The 15,876-nt window shown below is 69.6% G+C and carries 17 protein-coding genes, 5 tRNA genes and 2 pseudogenes; 16 read left to right on the top strand and 8 right to left on the bottom strand.

Features of this window, described 5'->3' with window-relative positions; translation table 11 throughout:
• The first annotated feature begins 224 nt into the window (after positions 1 to 224).
• The 7 genes and pseudogenes from cobA (at position 225) to QMK30_RS25730 (ending at position 5,977) form a co-directional block, all read left to right on the top strand.
• Positions 225 to 1,493, top strand: coding sequence for a uroporphyrinogen-III C-methyltransferase (gene cobA / locus QMK30_RS25760; RefSeq protein WP_283520696.1), 1,269 nt, complete (start codon positions 225 to 227; stop codon positions 1,491 to 1,493).
• Between the two features lie 64 nt (positions 1,494 to 1,557).
• Positions 1,558 to 2,454 carry a TrmH family RNA methyltransferase gene (locus tag QMK30_RS25755; protein ID WP_283520695.1) on the top strand — a complete coding sequence of 299 codons (897 nt, stop codon included), beginning with the start codon at positions 1,558 to 1,560 and terminating at the stop codon, positions 2,452 to 2,454.
• Between the two features lie 94 nt (positions 2,455 to 2,548).
• Positions 2,549 to 3,784 carry a helix-turn-helix domain-containing protein gene (locus tag QMK30_RS25750; RefSeq protein ID WP_283520702.1) on the top strand — a complete coding sequence of 412 codons (1,236 nt, stop codon included), beginning with the start codon at positions 2,549 to 2,551 and terminating at the stop codon, positions 3,782 to 3,784.
• A 94-nt stretch (positions 3,785 to 3,878) separates the two neighbouring features.
• A complete protein-coding gene (locus tag QMK30_RS25745; protein WP_283520694.1) occupies positions 3,879 to 4,115 on the top strand; it encodes a hypothetical protein in 237 nt (78 codons plus the stop codon).
• Positions 4,112 to 4,360 carry a DUF7848 domain-containing protein gene (locus tag QMK30_RS25740; protein ID WP_502963227.1) on the top strand — a complete coding sequence of 83 codons (249 nt, stop codon included), beginning with the start codon at positions 4,112 to 4,114 and terminating at the stop codon, positions 4,358 to 4,360. The genes QMK30_RS25745 and QMK30_RS25740 overlap by 4 nt, the downstream gene beginning before the upstream one ends.
• Positions 4,361 to 4,626: 266 nt before the next feature.
• Positions 4,627 to 5,067: a glycine-rich domain-containing protein gene (locus tag QMK30_RS25735; protein ID WP_283520692.1), complete on the top strand. Its 441-nt coding sequence runs from the start codon at positions 4,627 to 4,629 to the stop codon at positions 5,065 to 5,067.
• A 56-nt stretch (positions 5,068 to 5,123) separates the two neighbouring features.
• Positions 5,124 to 5,977 (top strand): annotated as a pseudogene (locus tag QMK30_RS25730) (protein kinase family protein).
• Positions 5,978 to 6,036: 59 nt separating this feature from the next.
• On the opposite strand, the gene QMK30_RS25725 reads toward QMK30_RS25730, so the two are convergent.
• Positions 6,037 to 6,204 (bottom strand): hypothetical protein, encoded by a 168-nt coding sequence (locus QMK30_RS25725; protein WP_283520691.1) that lies wholly within the window; start codon positions 6,202 to 6,204, stop codon positions 6,037 to 6,039.
• 425 nt (positions 6,205 to 6,629) lie between these two features.
• Here QMK30_RS25725 and QMK30_RS25720 point away from each other — a divergent pair, with 425 nt between their 5' ends.
• The gene (locus QMK30_RS25720) at positions 6,630 to 6,863 is read left to right on the top strand and encodes a hypothetical protein (RefSeq protein WP_283520690.1); all 234 of its coding nucleotides are present in this window, start codon (positions 6,630 to 6,632) and stop codon (positions 6,861 to 6,863) included.
• A gap of 232 nt (positions 6,864 to 7,095) precedes the next feature.
• Positions 7,096 to 7,518: pseudogene (locus tag QMK30_RS25715) on the top strand (TrmH family RNA methyltransferase); the annotation flags it as partial.
• A gap of 103 nt (positions 7,519 to 7,621) precedes the next feature.
• On the opposite strand, the gene QMK30_RS25710 reads toward QMK30_RS25715, so the two are convergent.
• Positions 7,622 to 8,887, bottom strand: a complete 1,266-nt coding sequence (locus QMK30_RS25710; RefSeq protein ID WP_283520689.1) for a serine/threonine-protein kinase — start codon at positions 8,885 to 8,887, stop codon at positions 7,622 to 7,624.
• 231 nt (positions 8,888 to 9,118) lie between these two features.
• Here QMK30_RS25710 and QMK30_RS25705 point away from each other — a divergent pair, with 231 nt between their 5' ends.
• From QMK30_RS25705 to QMK30_RS25690, 4 genes are all read left to right on the top strand, one after another.
• Complete coding sequence (locus tag QMK30_RS25705; protein WP_283520688.1) at positions 9,119 to 9,385, top strand: DUF8836 family protein; 267 nt, start codon at positions 9,119 to 9,121, stop codon at positions 9,383 to 9,385.
• Between the two features lie 187 nt (positions 9,386 to 9,572).
• Complete coding sequence (locus tag QMK30_RS25700; RefSeq protein ID WP_283520687.1) at positions 9,573 to 9,779, top strand: hypothetical protein; 207 nt, start codon at positions 9,573 to 9,575, stop codon at positions 9,777 to 9,779.
• 452 nt (positions 9,780 to 10,231) lie between these two features.
• Positions 10,232 to 11,266 carry a phosphotransferase family protein gene (locus QMK30_RS25695; protein WP_502963226.1) on the top strand — a complete coding sequence of 345 codons (1,035 nt, stop codon included), beginning with the start codon at positions 10,232 to 10,234 and terminating at the stop codon, positions 11,264 to 11,266.
• A gap of 68 nt (positions 11,267 to 11,334) precedes the next feature.
• A complete protein-coding gene (locus tag QMK30_RS25690) occupies positions 11,335 to 11,643 on the top strand; it encodes a TFIIB-type zinc ribbon-containing protein (protein ID WP_283520686.1) in 309 nt (102 codons plus the stop codon).
• Between the two features lie 103 nt (positions 11,644 to 11,746).
• On the opposite strand, the gene QMK30_RS25685 is transcribed toward QMK30_RS25690, so the two are convergent.
• The 5 genes from QMK30_RS25685 to QMK30_RS25665 form a co-directional block, all read right to left on the bottom strand.
• Positions 11,747 to 11,821: transfer RNA gene (locus QMK30_RS25685), tRNA-Val, on the bottom strand.
• Between the two features lie 59 nt (positions 11,822 to 11,880).
• Positions 11,881 to 11,952: transfer RNA gene (locus QMK30_RS25680), tRNA-Val, on the bottom strand.
• Between the two features lie 37 nt (positions 11,953 to 11,989).
• A tRNA-Val gene (locus QMK30_RS25675) sits at positions 11,990 to 12,061 on the bottom strand.
• A gap of 1 nt (position 12,062) precedes the next feature.
• Positions 12,063 to 12,136, bottom strand: a tRNA-Cys gene (locus QMK30_RS25670).
• A gap of 38 nt (positions 12,137 to 12,174) precedes the next feature.
• Positions 12,175 to 12,247: transfer RNA gene (locus QMK30_RS25665), tRNA-Gly, on the bottom strand.
• Positions 12,248 to 12,389: 142 nt separating this feature from the next.
• Here QMK30_RS25665 and QMK30_RS25660 point away from each other — a divergent pair.
• Genes QMK30_RS25660 through QMK30_RS25650 form a run of 3 tightly spaced genes read left to right on the top strand, consistent with a single transcriptional unit; the run spans position 12,390 to position 15,158 of the window.
• Complete coding sequence (locus QMK30_RS25660; RefSeq protein WP_283520685.1) at positions 12,390 to 13,448, top strand: chorismate-binding protein; 1,059 nt, start codon at positions 12,390 to 12,392, stop codon at positions 13,446 to 13,448.
• Entirely contained in the window at positions 13,445 to 14,266 is an 822-nt protein-coding gene (locus QMK30_RS25655; RefSeq protein ID WP_283520684.1) for an aminotransferase class IV, read from the top strand. The genes QMK30_RS25660 and QMK30_RS25655 overlap by 4 nt, the downstream gene beginning before the upstream one ends.
• Positions 14,267 to 14,318: 52 nt before the next feature.
• Positions 14,319 to 15,158, top strand: coding sequence for a GNAT family N-acetyltransferase (locus tag QMK30_RS25650; RefSeq protein ID WP_283520683.1), 840 nt, complete (start codon positions 14,319 to 14,321; stop codon positions 15,156 to 15,158).
• Between the two features lie 54 nt (positions 15,159 to 15,212).
• On the opposite strand, the gene QMK30_RS25645 is transcribed toward QMK30_RS25650, so the two are convergent.
• Positions 15,213 to 15,725, bottom strand: coding sequence for a DsbA family protein (locus QMK30_RS25645; protein WP_283520682.1), 513 nt, complete (start codon positions 15,723 to 15,725; stop codon positions 15,213 to 15,215).
• Between the last annotated feature and the right edge of the window lie 151 nt (positions 15,726 to 15,876).

The following is a 15,876-nucleotide window of genomic DNA, read 5'->3' as shown; positions in this document are numbered from 1 at the left end:
CCGGACGCAGCAGTGCCGGACCGTTCGGCGCCCGAGGAGACGCCCCGACACGGCACCGCCCCCCGGAGCCACCTGCACGCCCACCCCCGCCCGACCGACCGAGACCCCCGCGCCCCGGGGCCCGTAAGGTATTCGCAGAGGGCTAGAACACCGCCCCACCAGCGCCGCTCCACCGCCGTGGCGGCCCCGCCCCGCACTCTGCCCCGCCCGAGGAGCCGCACGTCATGACCGCGCACGCCGCCGCAGGCGACCCGCACCCCGCCTACCCCGTCGGACTCCGCCTGGCCGGGCGGCGGGTCGTGGTGGTCGGCGGTGGCCAGGTCGCCCAGCGCCGCCTCCCGGCGCTCATCGCGTCCGGCGCCGACATCGTTCTCGTGTCGCCCTCCGCCACCCCGTCCGTCGAGGCGATGGCCGAGGCGGGCGAGATCCGCTGGGAGCGCCGCCCGTACGCCGACGGAGACCTGGCCGACGCCTGGTACGCCCTGATCGCGTCCACCGACACCGACGCGAACAACGCCGCGTCCGCCGAAGCCGACCGCACCAAGACCTGGTGCGTACGCAGCGACGACGCCGAGGCGGCCACCGCCTGGACCCCGGCCACCGGCCGCAGCGAGGGCGTAACCGTAGCGGTTCTCACCGGCCGAGACCCCCGCCGCTCCGCCGCCGTCCGCGACGCGATCGTCGAGGGCCTGCGCGACGGCACCCTCGTCGCGCCGCACCACCGCGACCGCACCCCGGGCGTGGCCCTGGTCGGCGGCGGCCCCGGCGACCCGGACCTGATCACGGTCCGCGGCCGCCGCCTGCTAGCCGAGGCGGACGTCGTCATCGCCGACCGGCTCGGCCCGCGCGACCTCCTCGACGAACTCCCGCCGCACGTCGAGGTGATCGACGCAGCGAAGATCCCGTACGGCCGCTTCATGGCCCAGGAGGCCATCAACAACGCCCTTATCGAGCACGCCAGGGCGGGCAAGGCCGTCGTACGTCTCAAGGGCGGCGACCCCTTCGTCTTCGGCCGTGGCATGGAGGAGGCCGAGGCCCTCGCCGAAGCCGGCATCCCGTGCACCGTGGTCCCCGGCATCTCCAGCTCCATCAGCGTCCCGGGCGCGGCCGGAATCCCCGTCACCCACCGGGGCGTCGCGCACGAGTTCACGGTGATCAGCGGCCACGTGGCCCCCGAGGACCCGCGTTCGCTCGTCGACTGGAAGGCGGTCGCGGGGCTCCGCGGCACCCTCGTGCTGCTGATGGCCGTTGAGCGGATCGGCGCGATCGCCGCCGCCCTCACGGCGTACGGCCGCTCGCCCGAGACCCCCGTGGCGATCGTCCAGGAGGGCACGATGGCGACCCAGCGCCGCGTCGACGCGACGCTGGCGACGGTCGCCGAGACGGCCAAGGCCGAGGACGTACGCCCGCCCGCCGTCATCGTCATCGGCGATGTCGTCACGGTGGGGACGAAGTACGAGGCGGCGGCCAAAAAAGCACGAGGCGGCCAGTAACCCCCGGTAACGCATCTCCGTCCCGGCCGTTGGCACCGCACCCACGACAAGGCAGTATCTCCCTGTGGCTGATCTCATCTCCATCGACGACCCCGACGACCCGCGCCTGAGCGACTACACGGGCTTGACCGATGTCGAACTCCGGCGCAAGCGCGAACCCGCCGAGGGCCTCTTCATCGCCGAGGGCGAGAAGGTGATCAGGCGCGCCAGACAGACCGGCTACACGATGCGCTCGATGCTGCTCTCGGCCAAGTGGGTCGACGTCATGCGTGATGTCATCGACGAGGTCCCGGCCCCGGTGTACGCCGTCAGCCCCGACCTGGCCGAACGCGTCACCGGCTACCACGTGCACCGCGGCGCCCTCGCCTCCATGCAGCGCAAGCCACTCCCGGAAGCCGACGAGCTGCTCCGCAGCGCCCGGCGGATCGTCGTGATGGAGGCGGTCAACGACCACACGAACATCGGCACCATTGTCCCTTTGGGTCTGCAAAAGCATGCAGGTCAACGGGTCGCCGTGTTCGAAGACATCGTCGATCACGCCAACTTGGGGGCCGCCTTCCGTAACGCAGCAGCTCTCGGCATCGATGCGGTGCTCCTCACCCCGCGCTGCGCCGACCCCTTCTACCGGCGCGCAGTGAAGGTCTCCATGGGCGCGGTCTTCCAGGTTCCATGGACGCGCCTGGAGTCATGGCCGAAGGGTGCCGAGCTCTTGCGCCAGGCCGGATACACCACAGCCGCACTCTGCTTGAGCGAGAAGGCGATCCCCCTTGATGAGATCGCCGCGCGGGACTACGACAAATTGGCCTTGATCTTCGGCACGGAGGGAGACGGGCTTACGCAGGAAGCACTCATGGCGGCCGACGAACACGTCCGCATCCCGATGCAGGCTGGAGTCGACTCGCTGAACGTCGCGGCGGCGTCTGCCGTGGCCTTCTACGCGACACGGCCCCGGACCGCCTAATACCCGAGATCGGGGGCGTAGGTACGCGCTCCCAGCGAGACAGAGACCATCGCCAGTTCCCCAAAGCGCGTACGCTGAAGGCGAGGTGATTTCGATGTCGTCGCTGCAAGAGAACGTCCGCAATCATCGTCGCCGGGCAGGGATGAGTCAGGAGCAACTCGCCGAGGCGGCGGGCCTGTCCGTGGGCGTGATCCGTAAGGTCGAGCAGGGCGGAAACGTCCAGGTCGAGACTCTTCACATGCTCGCGCGGGCTTTAGGCACCACCACATCCAGCCTGTTCGCTACTGAGGCGCCCGAGCCGATCCACGTGAATGCGGGCGATGGCCCGAAGCTCTCCGAGCTGCGCCGGGCGCTCATGCCGCCGATTGGCCTGCGGGAAGTGCTCGTCGAGGCCGAACAGGTGCCCACCCTGGCCGTCATTCAGCACGACATCGACGACAGCCACGCCCTGTACCACTCTGATCGCTACGACAGTGTGGCCAAGCGGCTTCCCGGCATTTTGCTCAATGCTGAAGCCGCTGTCTCTCTTGCGGAAGACGACGACGCACGCCAGAAGGCCATCGTCGTGCGCGCCAGCGCTTTCCTGCTGACTGGGAAGTACCTCACTCAGGTCAGGCGCTACGACATGGCCTACCACGCCCTCTCGTTGGGCATCAGGGATGCCCGCGAAGCAGGCGAGAAGCACATTGCCGCTACAGGCGTCGTCGGCATGGGTTGGCTCCTCCTACGCCAGGACCGCTTCGATGAAGCCGAGCGTCTGGCCACAGTCACAGCCGCAGAGATCGAACCTCGCATCTCCAGCGCCACCCCCGGCCAACTCGCGCTTTGGGGCGAGCTACTCCAGCGCGTAGCCTCCGCCGCAATGCGCAACAACCGGCCGGACGTCGCCAAACAGGCTCGACGCATGACCGCGACGGCTGCGAGCGCTCTGGATGCCGAGCATGTCAACTTTCGGGAGCACTGGACCACCTTCGGGCCGGTGACCGCTGAGGCTAAGGCAATTGAAGACCTGGCCCTGATCGGGGACGCGCGCGGCGTGCTCCGCCGGGCAGACGATGGCCCCGTGGGACAGAAGGCGCTGAAGCGGTTTGGTCGGCCGAGTGCGAATAACTGGGACCGACACCGGCTCGACGTTGCGAAGGCTCACGCCACGCTCGGGTCGCATCAGGACTCGATGGATGAGCTGAACACGATTCGTCGCTCGTCGCCTGAGTGGCTGAAGCACCAGGCCATGGCTCGGTACGTCATGCTGGACATTCTTGGCCGACGCAAGCGAACGCTGACTCAGGACATGCGCGAAATGGCCTCTCATTTGGGCGTCGCCGGGTAACTACTACCCTCCGTAGCACTTTCTGTCGGAGCGTCAGGGAACTAACACGAGGCGTGCCTGGTCGTCTGTTCTCGCGGCTCGTAACTTCGTCATTATGGCGAGCAACCAGCAAACCGAGCCCCGCTTTGAGACCGGCTCGGTGATGAGGGATACGGACACCGGCCGCGTCGGTGTAGTTCAGCGTGCCCCCGAGGGCCCGGTCCGCTTACATGCCTTGTCCAGTGATGAGCATTGGGATGCCGACCCTGACGACCTTGTGGAGCTCAGCTCGATAGAGGCTCTGAGCGCCCGCGTCGGGGTGGTCAACTATCACTCCAAGCACAAGCCGTGACGGGGACGGCACCGCCGCGAGGCGTCATCAGGTCTGTGCAGTGGCATCTCGCCCCGGACGAGGAGCCGGACGCAGAGCCGCTGACGTACGCCATGCAGTGCGTCGTGTGCTCCGAGGAGTCGGAGCGTTCAGAGGGGTGGGACGAGCCGCAGGCGTGGGCTCTGAGCCACTCGGGCCGAAACCCCTCCCACTGCACGTATCGCGAGCTGATCACTCGCCCCTGGCGGTCCTGGATGTCCTCGTGATCAGACGAGCGGTCTACCGCCTGGCCGGCCCCCTCTTGATCATCGCGATTGGCGCCTCGATAGGTCTCGTCATCACATTGGCGATCGTCGGACAGCCAAACCGCTGACCCCCTAAGCCGGGTCCGCCCCACGCGGCAGCCGCACGGCTCCCCACGCCCGTGTGGGGCGGACCCTCCCACGCCCGCCCCGGCCGCCCTTGAGCTCTGCTCGGCGGTCGGGGCGGGGAGCAAAGCGCAGTGCACCACTCCTATGTGAGGGGAACGCGCATGACCGCAGTAGCGAACGACATCAAGGCTGGCCGAGGGCTTGTCGACGAAGCACTGTTCGGCAGCATCACGAACTTCGTGATGCTCCACGACGGCGAAACCCCCGAGCGCGCCGAGCGGATCGCGGACCAGGCCATCGCCTTCGTGGCCACCAGCGCCACCGCCACGGCTTCGATGATGCCCAGCGATGACGTGGACAAGGGGCTTCACGCCTTCATCCTCCACACCAGGGAGCACCACGCGTTCTGTGACCGCGTCGCCGGCCGATTCCTGCACCACACACCGGCCTCTGCCCCCGTCGAGGGCGGGCGTCCGCTGGAGCGCGTCACCGCCAGCGCTCGCGCGATGAAGGCCGCGGGCTTCCAGGTCTTCGACGGACTGTGGGAAGTCGACGGCACCAACGCAGCCCAATGCGATTCAGACGACGGGCGCCCCTACTAGGTGGCACTCTGCCGATAGGACGCGGCCGGCCTGCACCCTGGGTCGGCCGCGTCCGCATGGAAGGAGTAGGAATCTTGTCGGACTCAACCCACGAACTGCCGATCGTGGTGCTCGATGCGCTGATGCCCACGAGTCAGCGCCTCGTACTCAACCGCCGCGGTTCCACGGTCTGGCAGGTGGAGAACCGTAGCGGCCAGTACGCCGTGAAGCTCGGATACCCGATCGAAGCGACACTTGAGTGGCCCGCCCAACCCTGGACGGCGCTGGCGCCCATGCGCGAGGGGAACGTTCTCTACCAACTCGACGTCGACGACATCGCGTACGGCGAGTGGGAGCACGGAACGTGGAACATTCAGCCGTGGTACGAGGGGCCCGATCTGTATCGGCTGTGGGAGCCGTGCCGCGCTCCGGGGGCGTCGTTCGAACCGCAGGTAAGCGTGGCCTTGGATTGCGTCCAGGCCCTGGCCGAACTCCACTTCAAGGGGTGGGCCCACGGAGACGTGCAGCCGGCCCACTTCATCGTCGGGCCGCAGCGAACACACCTCATCGACCTCGCGCTGGCCCGTGGCGGGCGCGTACCGAAGGCGATCGACTTTCCGTTCGCGGATGTCTAGTCCACTACGAGGCGCCGGAGATCTCCCGCAGCGTGCTCGACACCGGAGAGGCGGAGCCGACACCGGCGGCCGACATCTATGCACTCGGCGCCTCCCTTCTCATCTCCGCCACCGGACGGCGCGTGGTCGACTACCCCGACAACGCCCCCCGCCCCGCCCAACGTCGCGCGATCGTGGACGGTCGGCGCACGGCCGTGACCATGCCAGGACGGTTCGCCGCGTTGGTTCGAGAGATGCTCAACTACAAGCCGGAGAACCGGCCCACGATCTACGAGGTCGGGAAAGCGCTGAGCTAACCCCGGAACGAGGAAAGAGCCCCCTGGCCATCAGGCCAGGGGGCTCTCGTCGTGCTGTGTCAGCCGTGCATCTTCTTAGCGAGCTTCGCCTGCTGCTTCATCAGCTTGGTCTGCAACTTGGCCTGCTTCTTCGTCGCCTTGGCGTAGGCGGCCGTGCGCTCCTTGTCGGAACGGAAGTCCACGACACCCAGCGTGGTGACGGACATGCTCTTGCGAATGATCCCCACGAAAACCCCTCCCCTTGGAAAGATCATCGTATCGGGCAGGTGTCCACGTCAGGTCGTCGTGCCCAACTCTCGCAGTTAGGTGGGTATTTGGGTGCGACTCGTCTCGTCCGGTATGGTGTGGGCGTAGCGAAGTTGCGGGTCCATCACCCCCGCGCTCTCACTAGAGCGGCTAATTCCAGCCGGTCGCTCGTATCGCTTCGCTCGTATCGCTTCGCTTGCATCGCTTAATCCGTTCACTGGACTGCGATCAGTGAATGCACCGCCGAGCTTTGTCGGCGGCTGGCGACAGATCTCGACCTGCGACTCCTCCGGAGACGCCATCCTTGCGGGATGGCCTTCGCGCGAGTCTGTCCACCTGTCATAGGTGGCTGGTCGAGACTGTCATGTTCTCCCCGGCCCCTCGATTTGTTCGGGAGATCAGTCCGGTGAGTGCCACTCAGAAGAAGGTCTACGCAGTCGCCTTCTGCATCACGCTTTCGCTCTTCCTCGGCCTGGCTTCAGGGGTTGTGACCGCCGCCCTGGGTGCGTCGGTGCTGGCGAGCGTTTCGGCTGGCGGTGCTGCTTTCCTGGTGATTTGCGGCATTGGAGTCGCGATCATCGGCCTCTTCGACTTCCCGGATGACCGGAGGGAATCGCAGCAGGGGGCGCCCCAGCTATGAGTGCTTACGCGTCGGCCAACTCGACCTCAGCGTCGTATCCGTCGATGTACAACTCGCCGTTCAGGTGGGCCGCCAACTTGCCCACCGCCCGCTCGGTTGCCTGCTGAGCAGACTGCTTCCGCACGTCTCGTACGGCGCCGATCTCGTCGTAGGACCAGTCCAGGCCATAGCGGAGGAGTAGCGACTGCCGCTCGACGACCGTGAGCCCTGCTGTCTTCCAGCCGTGCCGATGGTCGGCGCGATCTTCCGCAGCGCGGCCGCCCTGGGCATGGACGCGGTACTGCTCTCCCCGGACTGCGCCGACCCGCTCTACCGCCGCTCGGTCAAGGTCTCCATGGGCGCGGTGTTCTCGGTGCCGTACGCGCGGCTGGAGGCCTGGCCGAAGGACCTGGAAGCGGTACGGGAGGCGGGCTTCAAGCTGCTCGCCCTCACTCCGGACGCGAAGGCTTCGTCGATCGACGAAGCTGCCCCGCACCGTCTCGACCGGGTGGCGCTGATGCTCGGCGCGGAGGGCGACGGACTGTCCACCCGGGCGCTGGTCGCGGCCGACGAGTGGGTACGTATCCCGATGGCGCACGGCGTGGACTCACTGAACGTGGGCGCGGCCGCGGCGGTCGCGTTCTACGCGGTGGCGTCGGGCCGCCCGCAGTCCTGATCCAAGGCAAACAGCCTGACCAGGCACGCAAACAGCCTGACCCAAGACAGACAGCCTGACCCAAGACAGACAGACAAACAGGCCACCCCGGCCTGCCGCCCGCTCAGCGGAGCCGAGGGCCGTACGAGCTCTGCACCCCGTCGGCCCCGGGCCCCTGCTGCTGCACGCCGAGTCCCTGGGCCGGTCCCTGGCACCCCTGAGCCGCCGCGATCCCCAGCGCCACCATCAGCGTCACCACGACGAACACGACGATGCGCTGTCGCAGCAGTCGCGGATTCGCCGGGCGCCGCACGCCCGAAGCGGTCCGCGTGCCGGGCCTGGTGCCGGGCCGCCCACCCGTGCGCGAACCGGAGCGTGTCGTGTTGCGGGCCTGCGGGGGGCGTGAACCTGTGCGCGCCGACGAGGAGCGCGGGGCCTGCGCGCGGGTAGCGTGCGGGCCGGTCGCACGCCCCTGCTGGGTGTCCTGCTCGGCATACCGCTCGGCGAGCCGCCCGGTCGGCCTTTCCTGGTCGACCCGCTGGGCGTGCGGCCGGCTCTCACCGCCCCCCTGGGCCTCCCGCGCGGCGATCTCCTTGAGCCGCATCGAGAGCTGCAGCGTGCTGGGACGCTCCTCCGGGTCCTTGGCGAGGCAGGCCTGCACCAGCGGCGCCAGCGCATCGGGCACCCCCAGCAACTGCGGCTCCTCGTGCACCACCCGGTAGAGCATGACTTCGGAACTGCCCTGCCCGAAGGGCGAATCGGCGGTCGCGGCGTACGCGAGAGTGGCGCCCAGCGCGAAGACGTCCGTGGCCGGCGTGACCGCCGCGCCCCTGACCTGCTCGGGCGCGAGGAATCCGGGGGAGCCCACCGCCGTACCCACGTGCGTGAGAGTGCTCGCGCCGGTCGCCCAGGCGATGCCGAAGTCGATGATCCGCGGGCCCTTGGGCGACAGCAGGATGTTCGAGGGCTTGAGGTCCCGGTGGACGACACCGGCCTCGTGCACGGCCAGCAGCCCCTCCGAGAGCGCCGCACCGATCGAGGCCACCTCGGAAGCGGGCAGCGGACCCTCTTCGGCGACTTTGTCGTGCAGCGAAGGACCGGGCACGTACTGCGTCGCGAACCAAGGCCGGTCGGCCTCCAGATCGGCTGCCACCAGCCGCGCCGTACAGCCGCCGCGGATGCGCCGCGCTGCGGACACCTCGCGGGCGAAGCGCGACCTGAATTCCTGATCCTCCGCCAGGTCCGGCCGGATCACTTTCAGGGCGACCCGCTGACCGCGCCGGTCTGAGCCCAGATATACGACGCCCATGCCCCCGGCGCCCAGCCGCCGGTGAAGCCTGAACGAGCCGACGACACGCGGGTCCTCGCGCCGGAGCCGCATCATCGCCATGTCCGTCCCCTACCTCCGGTGGGGCCTCCCCCACCCCGCTGCTGACCGGTCCGTTCGACGTGGCACAGCTTACGTACCTGCGGGCCGGTGTGCTCATAGGCCGCGCCCTCGTGAATCGACCGATTGTCAGTGCCGGGTGGGAAACTTGAAGAGTGGTCAGGGGGCGCGGGATCCGCGCTCCCCGGCGCGTGCGAGATCTCAATGGTCCGTCGCAGAAGGGGGATTGGATCAATGAAGGGTGATCGGGTGGAGATAGTCGTGGACGCGGGAGACACGACCAGGACGTATGAAGTAGTGGCCTCCAGGGCAGGCCGCCGGGTGGAAACGGCGGTCCGCAGAGGGGTGGTCGAAGTGAGCGAAGTCACCCGCAGCGGCTCGGTGGTGCGCACCGCGCGGTTCATGGCGACCAGGGTGCTCGCCCTGGTCGAGCAGCCGGTCCCCAGGGAGGATGCCTCGGAGCACCAGGAGCGACCCCTCCGGGAAGACCCCAAGACATAGGGCCTGCTCTCCACCCAGGGGAGTACGTCACTGGGCGCCGGCTCATCCTCCGGGAGGCCCGGCAATCAGTACGCGGGCATGACGCCCGGCCGGCGCCGCGCCCCTAATGTTGAAGTCAAGCGGCGGGTGGAGCACTCGTCCCCCGAGGTCAGATGCCCGCCGCTGCAAATACGACAGGGGAGGGACCATGGCGGACACGGCATCGCGGGCAATGATCCGCACGCAAGGACGCAGGGCATTCGCCTCGTTCGGCGGCCGCCCGTCCGGTACGCGCCACCCGTTGGTGGCGACAGCCATGGTGCTTCCCCTGGCCGTGCTTCTCGTAGTCGTCTTCGGCGGCTGGGAAGCAGTGGTTACACAAGCGTCGTCCGTGGGTGTGATGCTCGGACGCTGAGCGGCGTCCATTGGCCCGGTAGAGCGGACCGGGCCGGAGTATCCGGCCATTCAACCCCGTGGGGACGGGGGTGCGGCGGGCGGCTGCGTCTGCCCGGACAGCTGGGGAGCTGTCCGGGCAGCGCCTTTTTCGCGCCCAGGTAAGCGGAACCTCGACCCAGTCATGCGCGAGATGACGCCGTGGGGACTCCGCCCGACACCTGGTCTCACCCGACGTCGATCCTCGGTCGGGACGCGCCGCGGGCTGCCGCCCGCAGCAGGCGGATTCCCGCAGGCTTCGCCCGTCGGCAGCGACGCGCCTTCCAGGCACCCGCGCGCCATGCGCCTTCACGCCGGGCTCTGCCTACCTGCCGGCTGCGGCCTCGGGGGAGATGCTGTCGTCGCGGCGCGTAGGCTCCCGGGCGGCATCCGGATATCCGCATCCGCATCCGCACCCTGGGGGAGAACGCCGCCGTGACCGTACCCGTCGTGCAGGCGCTGGCCGCCGTCGCCCATGACGTCGTGGCCGTGCCGGCGCCACGCATCCGGCGGGCCGCGGCCCCCTGTGCCTGTGCGCGGCCCGACGTGCTGGCGGACCGGCCGGACGGCACGGTCGTACGTCATGGGGATGTCGTCGCCAAGTCGCACGCCCCGGACACGGACGTCCCCGCTCTCTCGGCCCGCATCGCCGTGGCCGCCGATCCGCTGCTCGCGGGCATCCTGTTGCCCCCGCTGCGGGTGCCGGCCGCACGGGGCGCACTCACCACGTTGCTGCACGGGCGGCCCCTGAGCCTGTGGCCGTACGGGCGGCCCGTCGACCCCGAGGACCCCGACTCCGCGCCCTGGGAGGACGCCGGGGCCCTCCTGGCCCGGTTGCACGCGGTGCCCCCGGGTGCGCTTCCCGGGCCGCTGCCCCCGATGCGCGGTCCGGCGAAGGCCGCCCGCGCCGTCGCACGTATGGGCGCGGCGGGCCCCCACCAGGCCACCGCCTCCGTGCTCCGAGCCTGGGCCCGCCTCCCGACCTGGGCCCGCGACGAAGCCCCTGCGAGCCCCACGCACCCCACGAACCTCACGCACCCCGCAACCCCCGCGAGCCGCCCCGCCGCCCTCTGCCACGGCGACCTGCACCTCGGTCAGCTCGTCCGCCATCCCGCCCCCGACGGAACCTGGTTGCTGATCGACGTGGACGACATGGGCCTCGGCGACCCCGCCTGGGACCTGGCCCGTCCCGCCGCCTGGTACGCCGCGGGCCTGCTGGCGTCCGAAGTCTGGGACCGCTTCCTCGGCTCCTACCGCGCCGCGGGCGGCCCGGCCGTATGCGGGGACGGCGACCCCTGGCCCGAACTCGACGTCCCCGCCCGCGCCCTTACGGTTCAGACGGCCGCTCTCGCCCTGGCCAAGTCGGCCGCCGAGAACCGTCCGCTGGACGAGGTGGAGGAGATGGTGATCGAGGCCTGTGGCCGAATCGCGGCCCTACCGCCCGAGTTTGGGTTCGAGACCACGTCGTAGGCTGAGCGGACCGTCGCCGGGCATACATTCCGGCGATGCCGAACCGACGGCGAGGAGTTGAGCCGACCATGCAGTGTCCCAAGTGCCATGCACCCATGCAGACGTACAACCGCAATGGTGTCCAGATCGAGCAGTGCAGCGGTTGCCGCGGGATATTTCTCGACTACGGCGAGCTCGAGTCGCTGACCCGCCTCGAGTCGCAGTGGTCGCAGCAGGCACCGCCCGCACCGCCGGCCCCGCAGGCGTATCCGGCCGCCGTCCCGCAGGCCTACCCGGCTCCCGCCGCACCCGCCTGGGGCGCCCCGCAGCACGGCCACCACGGCCAGCACGGTCACCACCGCCAGAAGGGCTTCGGCCGGATGCTCTTCTCCTCCTGATCAGCTCATGGCTCATGACATCAGCCATGAGCCGTGACCAGGACATGAAGAGAACAGAACACGAAGAAGCCCCCGACCGTCGAAACGGTCGGGGGCTTCTTGCTGGTGCGCGATACTGGGATTGAACCAGTGACCTCTTCCGTGTCAGGGAAGCGCTCTCCCGCTGAGCTAATCGCGCGGGACGTTCACAAGATACAGGTACTGCACGTCATACAGGTACAGCTGGTGCGAACTGCGTGCGCGATACTGGGATTGAACCAGTGACCTCTTCCGTGTCAGGGAAGCGCTCTCCCGCTGAGCTAATCGCGCGGGACGGACACCCGGCCGATTGTGGCCGCGAATCCAGTGGACGATACTGGGATTGAACCAGTGACCTCTTCCGTGTCAGGGAAGCGCTCTCCCGCTGAGCTAATCGTCCTTGGAGGTGGAGACGGGATTTGAACCCGTGTAGACGGCTTTGCAGGCCGTTGCCTCGCCTCTCGGCCACTCCACCAGGAGTGCGTGCAGGGAGTCGGGAAGATCCCCACACCGAGCGGACGACCAGGTTCGAACTGGCGACCTCAACCTTGGCAAGGTTGCGCTCTACCAACTGAGCTACGTCCGCTTGCCCCGGGGCGTTTCCGTGTCCCGGCGACGTGTTGAACTCTAGCGGATTCCCGGGCCAGCACAAAAACGCGTTTGTGCAGCGTGCTGCGCTGTGTTCACCCCGAGGGCATCACGCCGCCACCCACCATAGACTCGCAGCCGTGCACGCCCTCCCTCCCCTGGCCCGCTTCGGCGGCCTCGTCGCCTCCGATCTGCGCGATGTGACCAGCGACGCAGCCGCTCTCGACTCCGCCGGCTTCTGGGCCGTCACCGCGGACTTCGAGGGACGGCTGCTGTGCGCCCGCTTCGGCGACGTACGGAGGGAAGCGCGGCCTGCCCCCGTGCCCGGCCGGTGGCACGGGCCCGACGCCGGTGGCTGGATTTCTTCCATGGACCGGGCCGCGTACACCGACGGTGTGCGCCGTATCCGTGAGCACATAGCGGCCGGCGAGGTCTACCAGGCGAACCTCTGCCGTGTCCTGACCGCCCCGCTGCCGCGTTACGCCACCGCCGACATCGACGCGCTCGCCGCACTGCTGGCCCAGGGCAATCCGGCACCGTACGCCGGCACCGTGCGGCTGCCCGCGCACGGCGTGGAGATCGCCACCGCGTCCCCCGAGCTCTACCTCAGGAGGGACGGAAGGACCGTCGAGTCCGGGCCGATCAAGGGCACCGGACGGACGGCCGACGACCTCCTGGAGAAGGACCACGCCGAGAACGTGATGATCGTGGACCTGGTCCGCAACGACTTGGGGCGGGTCGCCGTCGCCGGCTCGGTCACCGTGCCCCGGCTGTGCGCCGTCGAGCCGCACCCCGGCCTCGTCCACCTCGTCTCCACCGTGCGCGCCGAACTCACCCCCGACACCGGCTGGGCCGCTCTGCTGGCCGCCACCTTCCCGCCCGGCTCGGTGACCGGCGCGCCCAAGAGCAGCGCGCTGAAGATCATCGAGACGCTGGAGACCGCGCAGCGCGGACCGTACTGCGGAGGCATCGGCTGGGTGGACGCGGACCGCGGCACCGGTGAGCTCGCGGTGGGCATACGTACGTTCTGGATCGACCGCACCGACCCCGGCGGCCCGGTCCTGCGATTCGGTACGGGGGCGGGCATCACCTGGGGCTCCGACCCCGAGCGGGAGTGGGAGGAGACCGAGCTGAAGGCGAGCAGGCTGCTCGCGATAGCGTCGGGGACATATCGGGCAAGTGGAAGGACCGCGTCATGAAGCTCTGGGTCAACGGCGGGCTGTGGGATGCCGAGGCCGCCCGGGTGTCCGCACTCGATCACGGTCTGACCGTGGGAGACGGCATCTTCGAGACCGTGAAGGCGACCCGGGGGCGGACCTTCGCCCTCACCCGCCACCTCGACCGGCTGGTGCGCTCGGCCCGCGGGCTCGGCCTGCCCGAGCCGGACCTCGACGAGGTGCGCCGCGCCTGCGCCGAGGTGCTGGCCGCCAACCCCATGGAGCGCGGCCGGATGCGGATCACGTACACCGGTGGGCTCTCACCGCTCGGATCCGAGCGCGGGGACGCCGGGCCCACGCTGATCGTCGGACTGGGGGAGGCCGGGCGTCGCCCCGACACGACCGCCGTGATCACCGTGCCCTGGACGCGCAACGAACGTGGCGCGCTGACCGGGCTCAAGACCACGTCGTACGCCGAGAACGTCGTAGCGCTCGCCCGCGCCCGCGAACAGGGCGCCTCCGAGGCGCTGTTCGCGAACACCGTCGGGCAGCTCTGCGAAGGCACCGGATCCAATGTCTTCGTCGTGCTCGACGGACAGTTGTACACCCCGCCCGTCTCCGGCGGCTGCCTCGCCGGGATCACCCGCGCGCTGGCCGTCGAATGGGTGGGCGCGCAGGAGGCAGACCTGCCACTGGACGTGCTGGAACGGGCCGAGGAGATCTTCCTGACCTCGACCCTGCGCGACGTGCAGGCGGTCCACCGGGTCGACGCGCGGCAACTGCCGGACGCCCCGGGGCCCGTGACGACCAAGGCCATGCGGGTGTTCGGCGAGCGGGCCGCTTCGGACCTGGATCCGTAGAGCGCCGCGAAATCGGATGACGAGTGGTGTCGCGGCGGGTACAACTCCCGTGATGACCACAACTCTGCGGCCGACCGTGCCGCTTCAGCAGGGCGCCGACGGCGCCAAGTCGCGCCGCTACGAGGTGTGCGTGAACAGCCGCCCCGTCGGCACGATCGAACTCGCCACCGATGTCCGCCACGGGGCGGGGGCGGGCCGCGTCGCCGCAGTCGCCGTCGATGAGTCCGACCGCCGCCGGGGCAGGGCGACGGTCGCCATGCTCGCGGCCGAGGAGGTGCTGCGCGGCTGGCGGTGCGACCGCGTGGACATCTCGGTCCCGGCCGGCGCCACGGCGGCGCTGCGGCTGGTGGCGGCACTCGGCTACACCGAACGCAACATCGGCATGGGCAAACCGCTGCTCGGACCGCCCCCGGAACTGCCAGGCGGCATCTCGGCCAGAGCGATGACCACGAGCGAATTCGACGCCTGGCTGGCCCGCACCAAGGCCGGTTACGTACGCGGACTGACGCGGCGCGGATTTCCCGAGAAAGCGGCCCGGGCCAAGGCCGACGCGGACCATGCCGACAGTCTCGCCGACGGTTTCGCCACCCCCGACACCTACCTGGGTGTCCTGACCCGCGACGACGCGATCCTGGGCACGCTCTGGCTGGCGCTGCGCCACCCGTTCCTCGGCCGCGACGGAGGCTTCGTCTTCGATGTGGAGGTCGCTGAGGCATACCGGGGGCGGGGGCACGGCCGCTCGCTGATGCTCCTCGCCGAGCAGCGGGCGCTCGCCGCCGGAGCGGAACTCATCCGCCTCAACGTGTACGCGGACAACGTCCCGGCCCTGCGGCTGTACGCGTCGCTGGGGTACGAGCCGCAGATGCGGCACTTCTGCAAGCAGCTGCTCTGAACCCCCGGACCCGGGTCCGGGGGTTCGGGCCTGGCCCGGGGGCCGACCCGAGGCTCAGGCCTGGGCGAGCAGGCGGTCGACGATCTCCTCGATGCGCCCGCGCAGCCCTTCCTGGCTCTTGCCGCCGTCCAGCCGCTGGTCGTCGATGACGTACGTCGGCGTCCCGGTCACGCCGATGGCCTTGCCCTCGGCCTGGTCGGCGTCGACGATCAGCATGTGGCGCCCGTCGATCAGCGCGGTGTCGAACTCCTCGGCGTCCAGGCCGAGTTCACCCGCGGTCTCCACCAGGAAGGGCTCGCCCTTCTTCGCCAGCTCCCCGGTCCCGGCGAGCACCGCCGCCACGTACGGCCATCCCTTACCCTGCTCGAACGCCTCCTCGGCGGCCTGGGCGGCGGCGTGCGCGTGCTTGTGCTTCTCGAGGGGGAAGTGCCGCAGCCGCAGCTCCAGACGGTCGCCGTAGCGCTCGCGCAGCGCGTTGACGTCGTCCAGGGCGGTGTGGCAGTCGGGGCACTGGAGCTCGCACCAGAGGTCGAGGACGACGGTGCGGGTGGGGGAGGAGTCGCTCATGGGGCCAGTCTCCCAGCCCTGCGGCCGCGCTCCCACCGGGACCTGGGGATGACCCGGTCCCGGAGATCTCCCTGAGGTCGCACGGGGGCGTGGCCCCGGTGGCCTCCGGCGGTGCAGGATGGAGGGGAACGTTGTCCCTGAGGCTGGAGGA

The organism is Streptomyces sp. H27-C3, assembly GCF_030063415.1.
In the GTDB taxonomy this organism is placed as follows: Bacteria; Actinomycetota; Actinomycetes; order Streptomycetales; family Streptomycetaceae; genus Streptomyces.
Note: the sequence above shows the minus strand (reverse complement) of the source record. Positions and strands in the feature narration are given on the sequence as shown.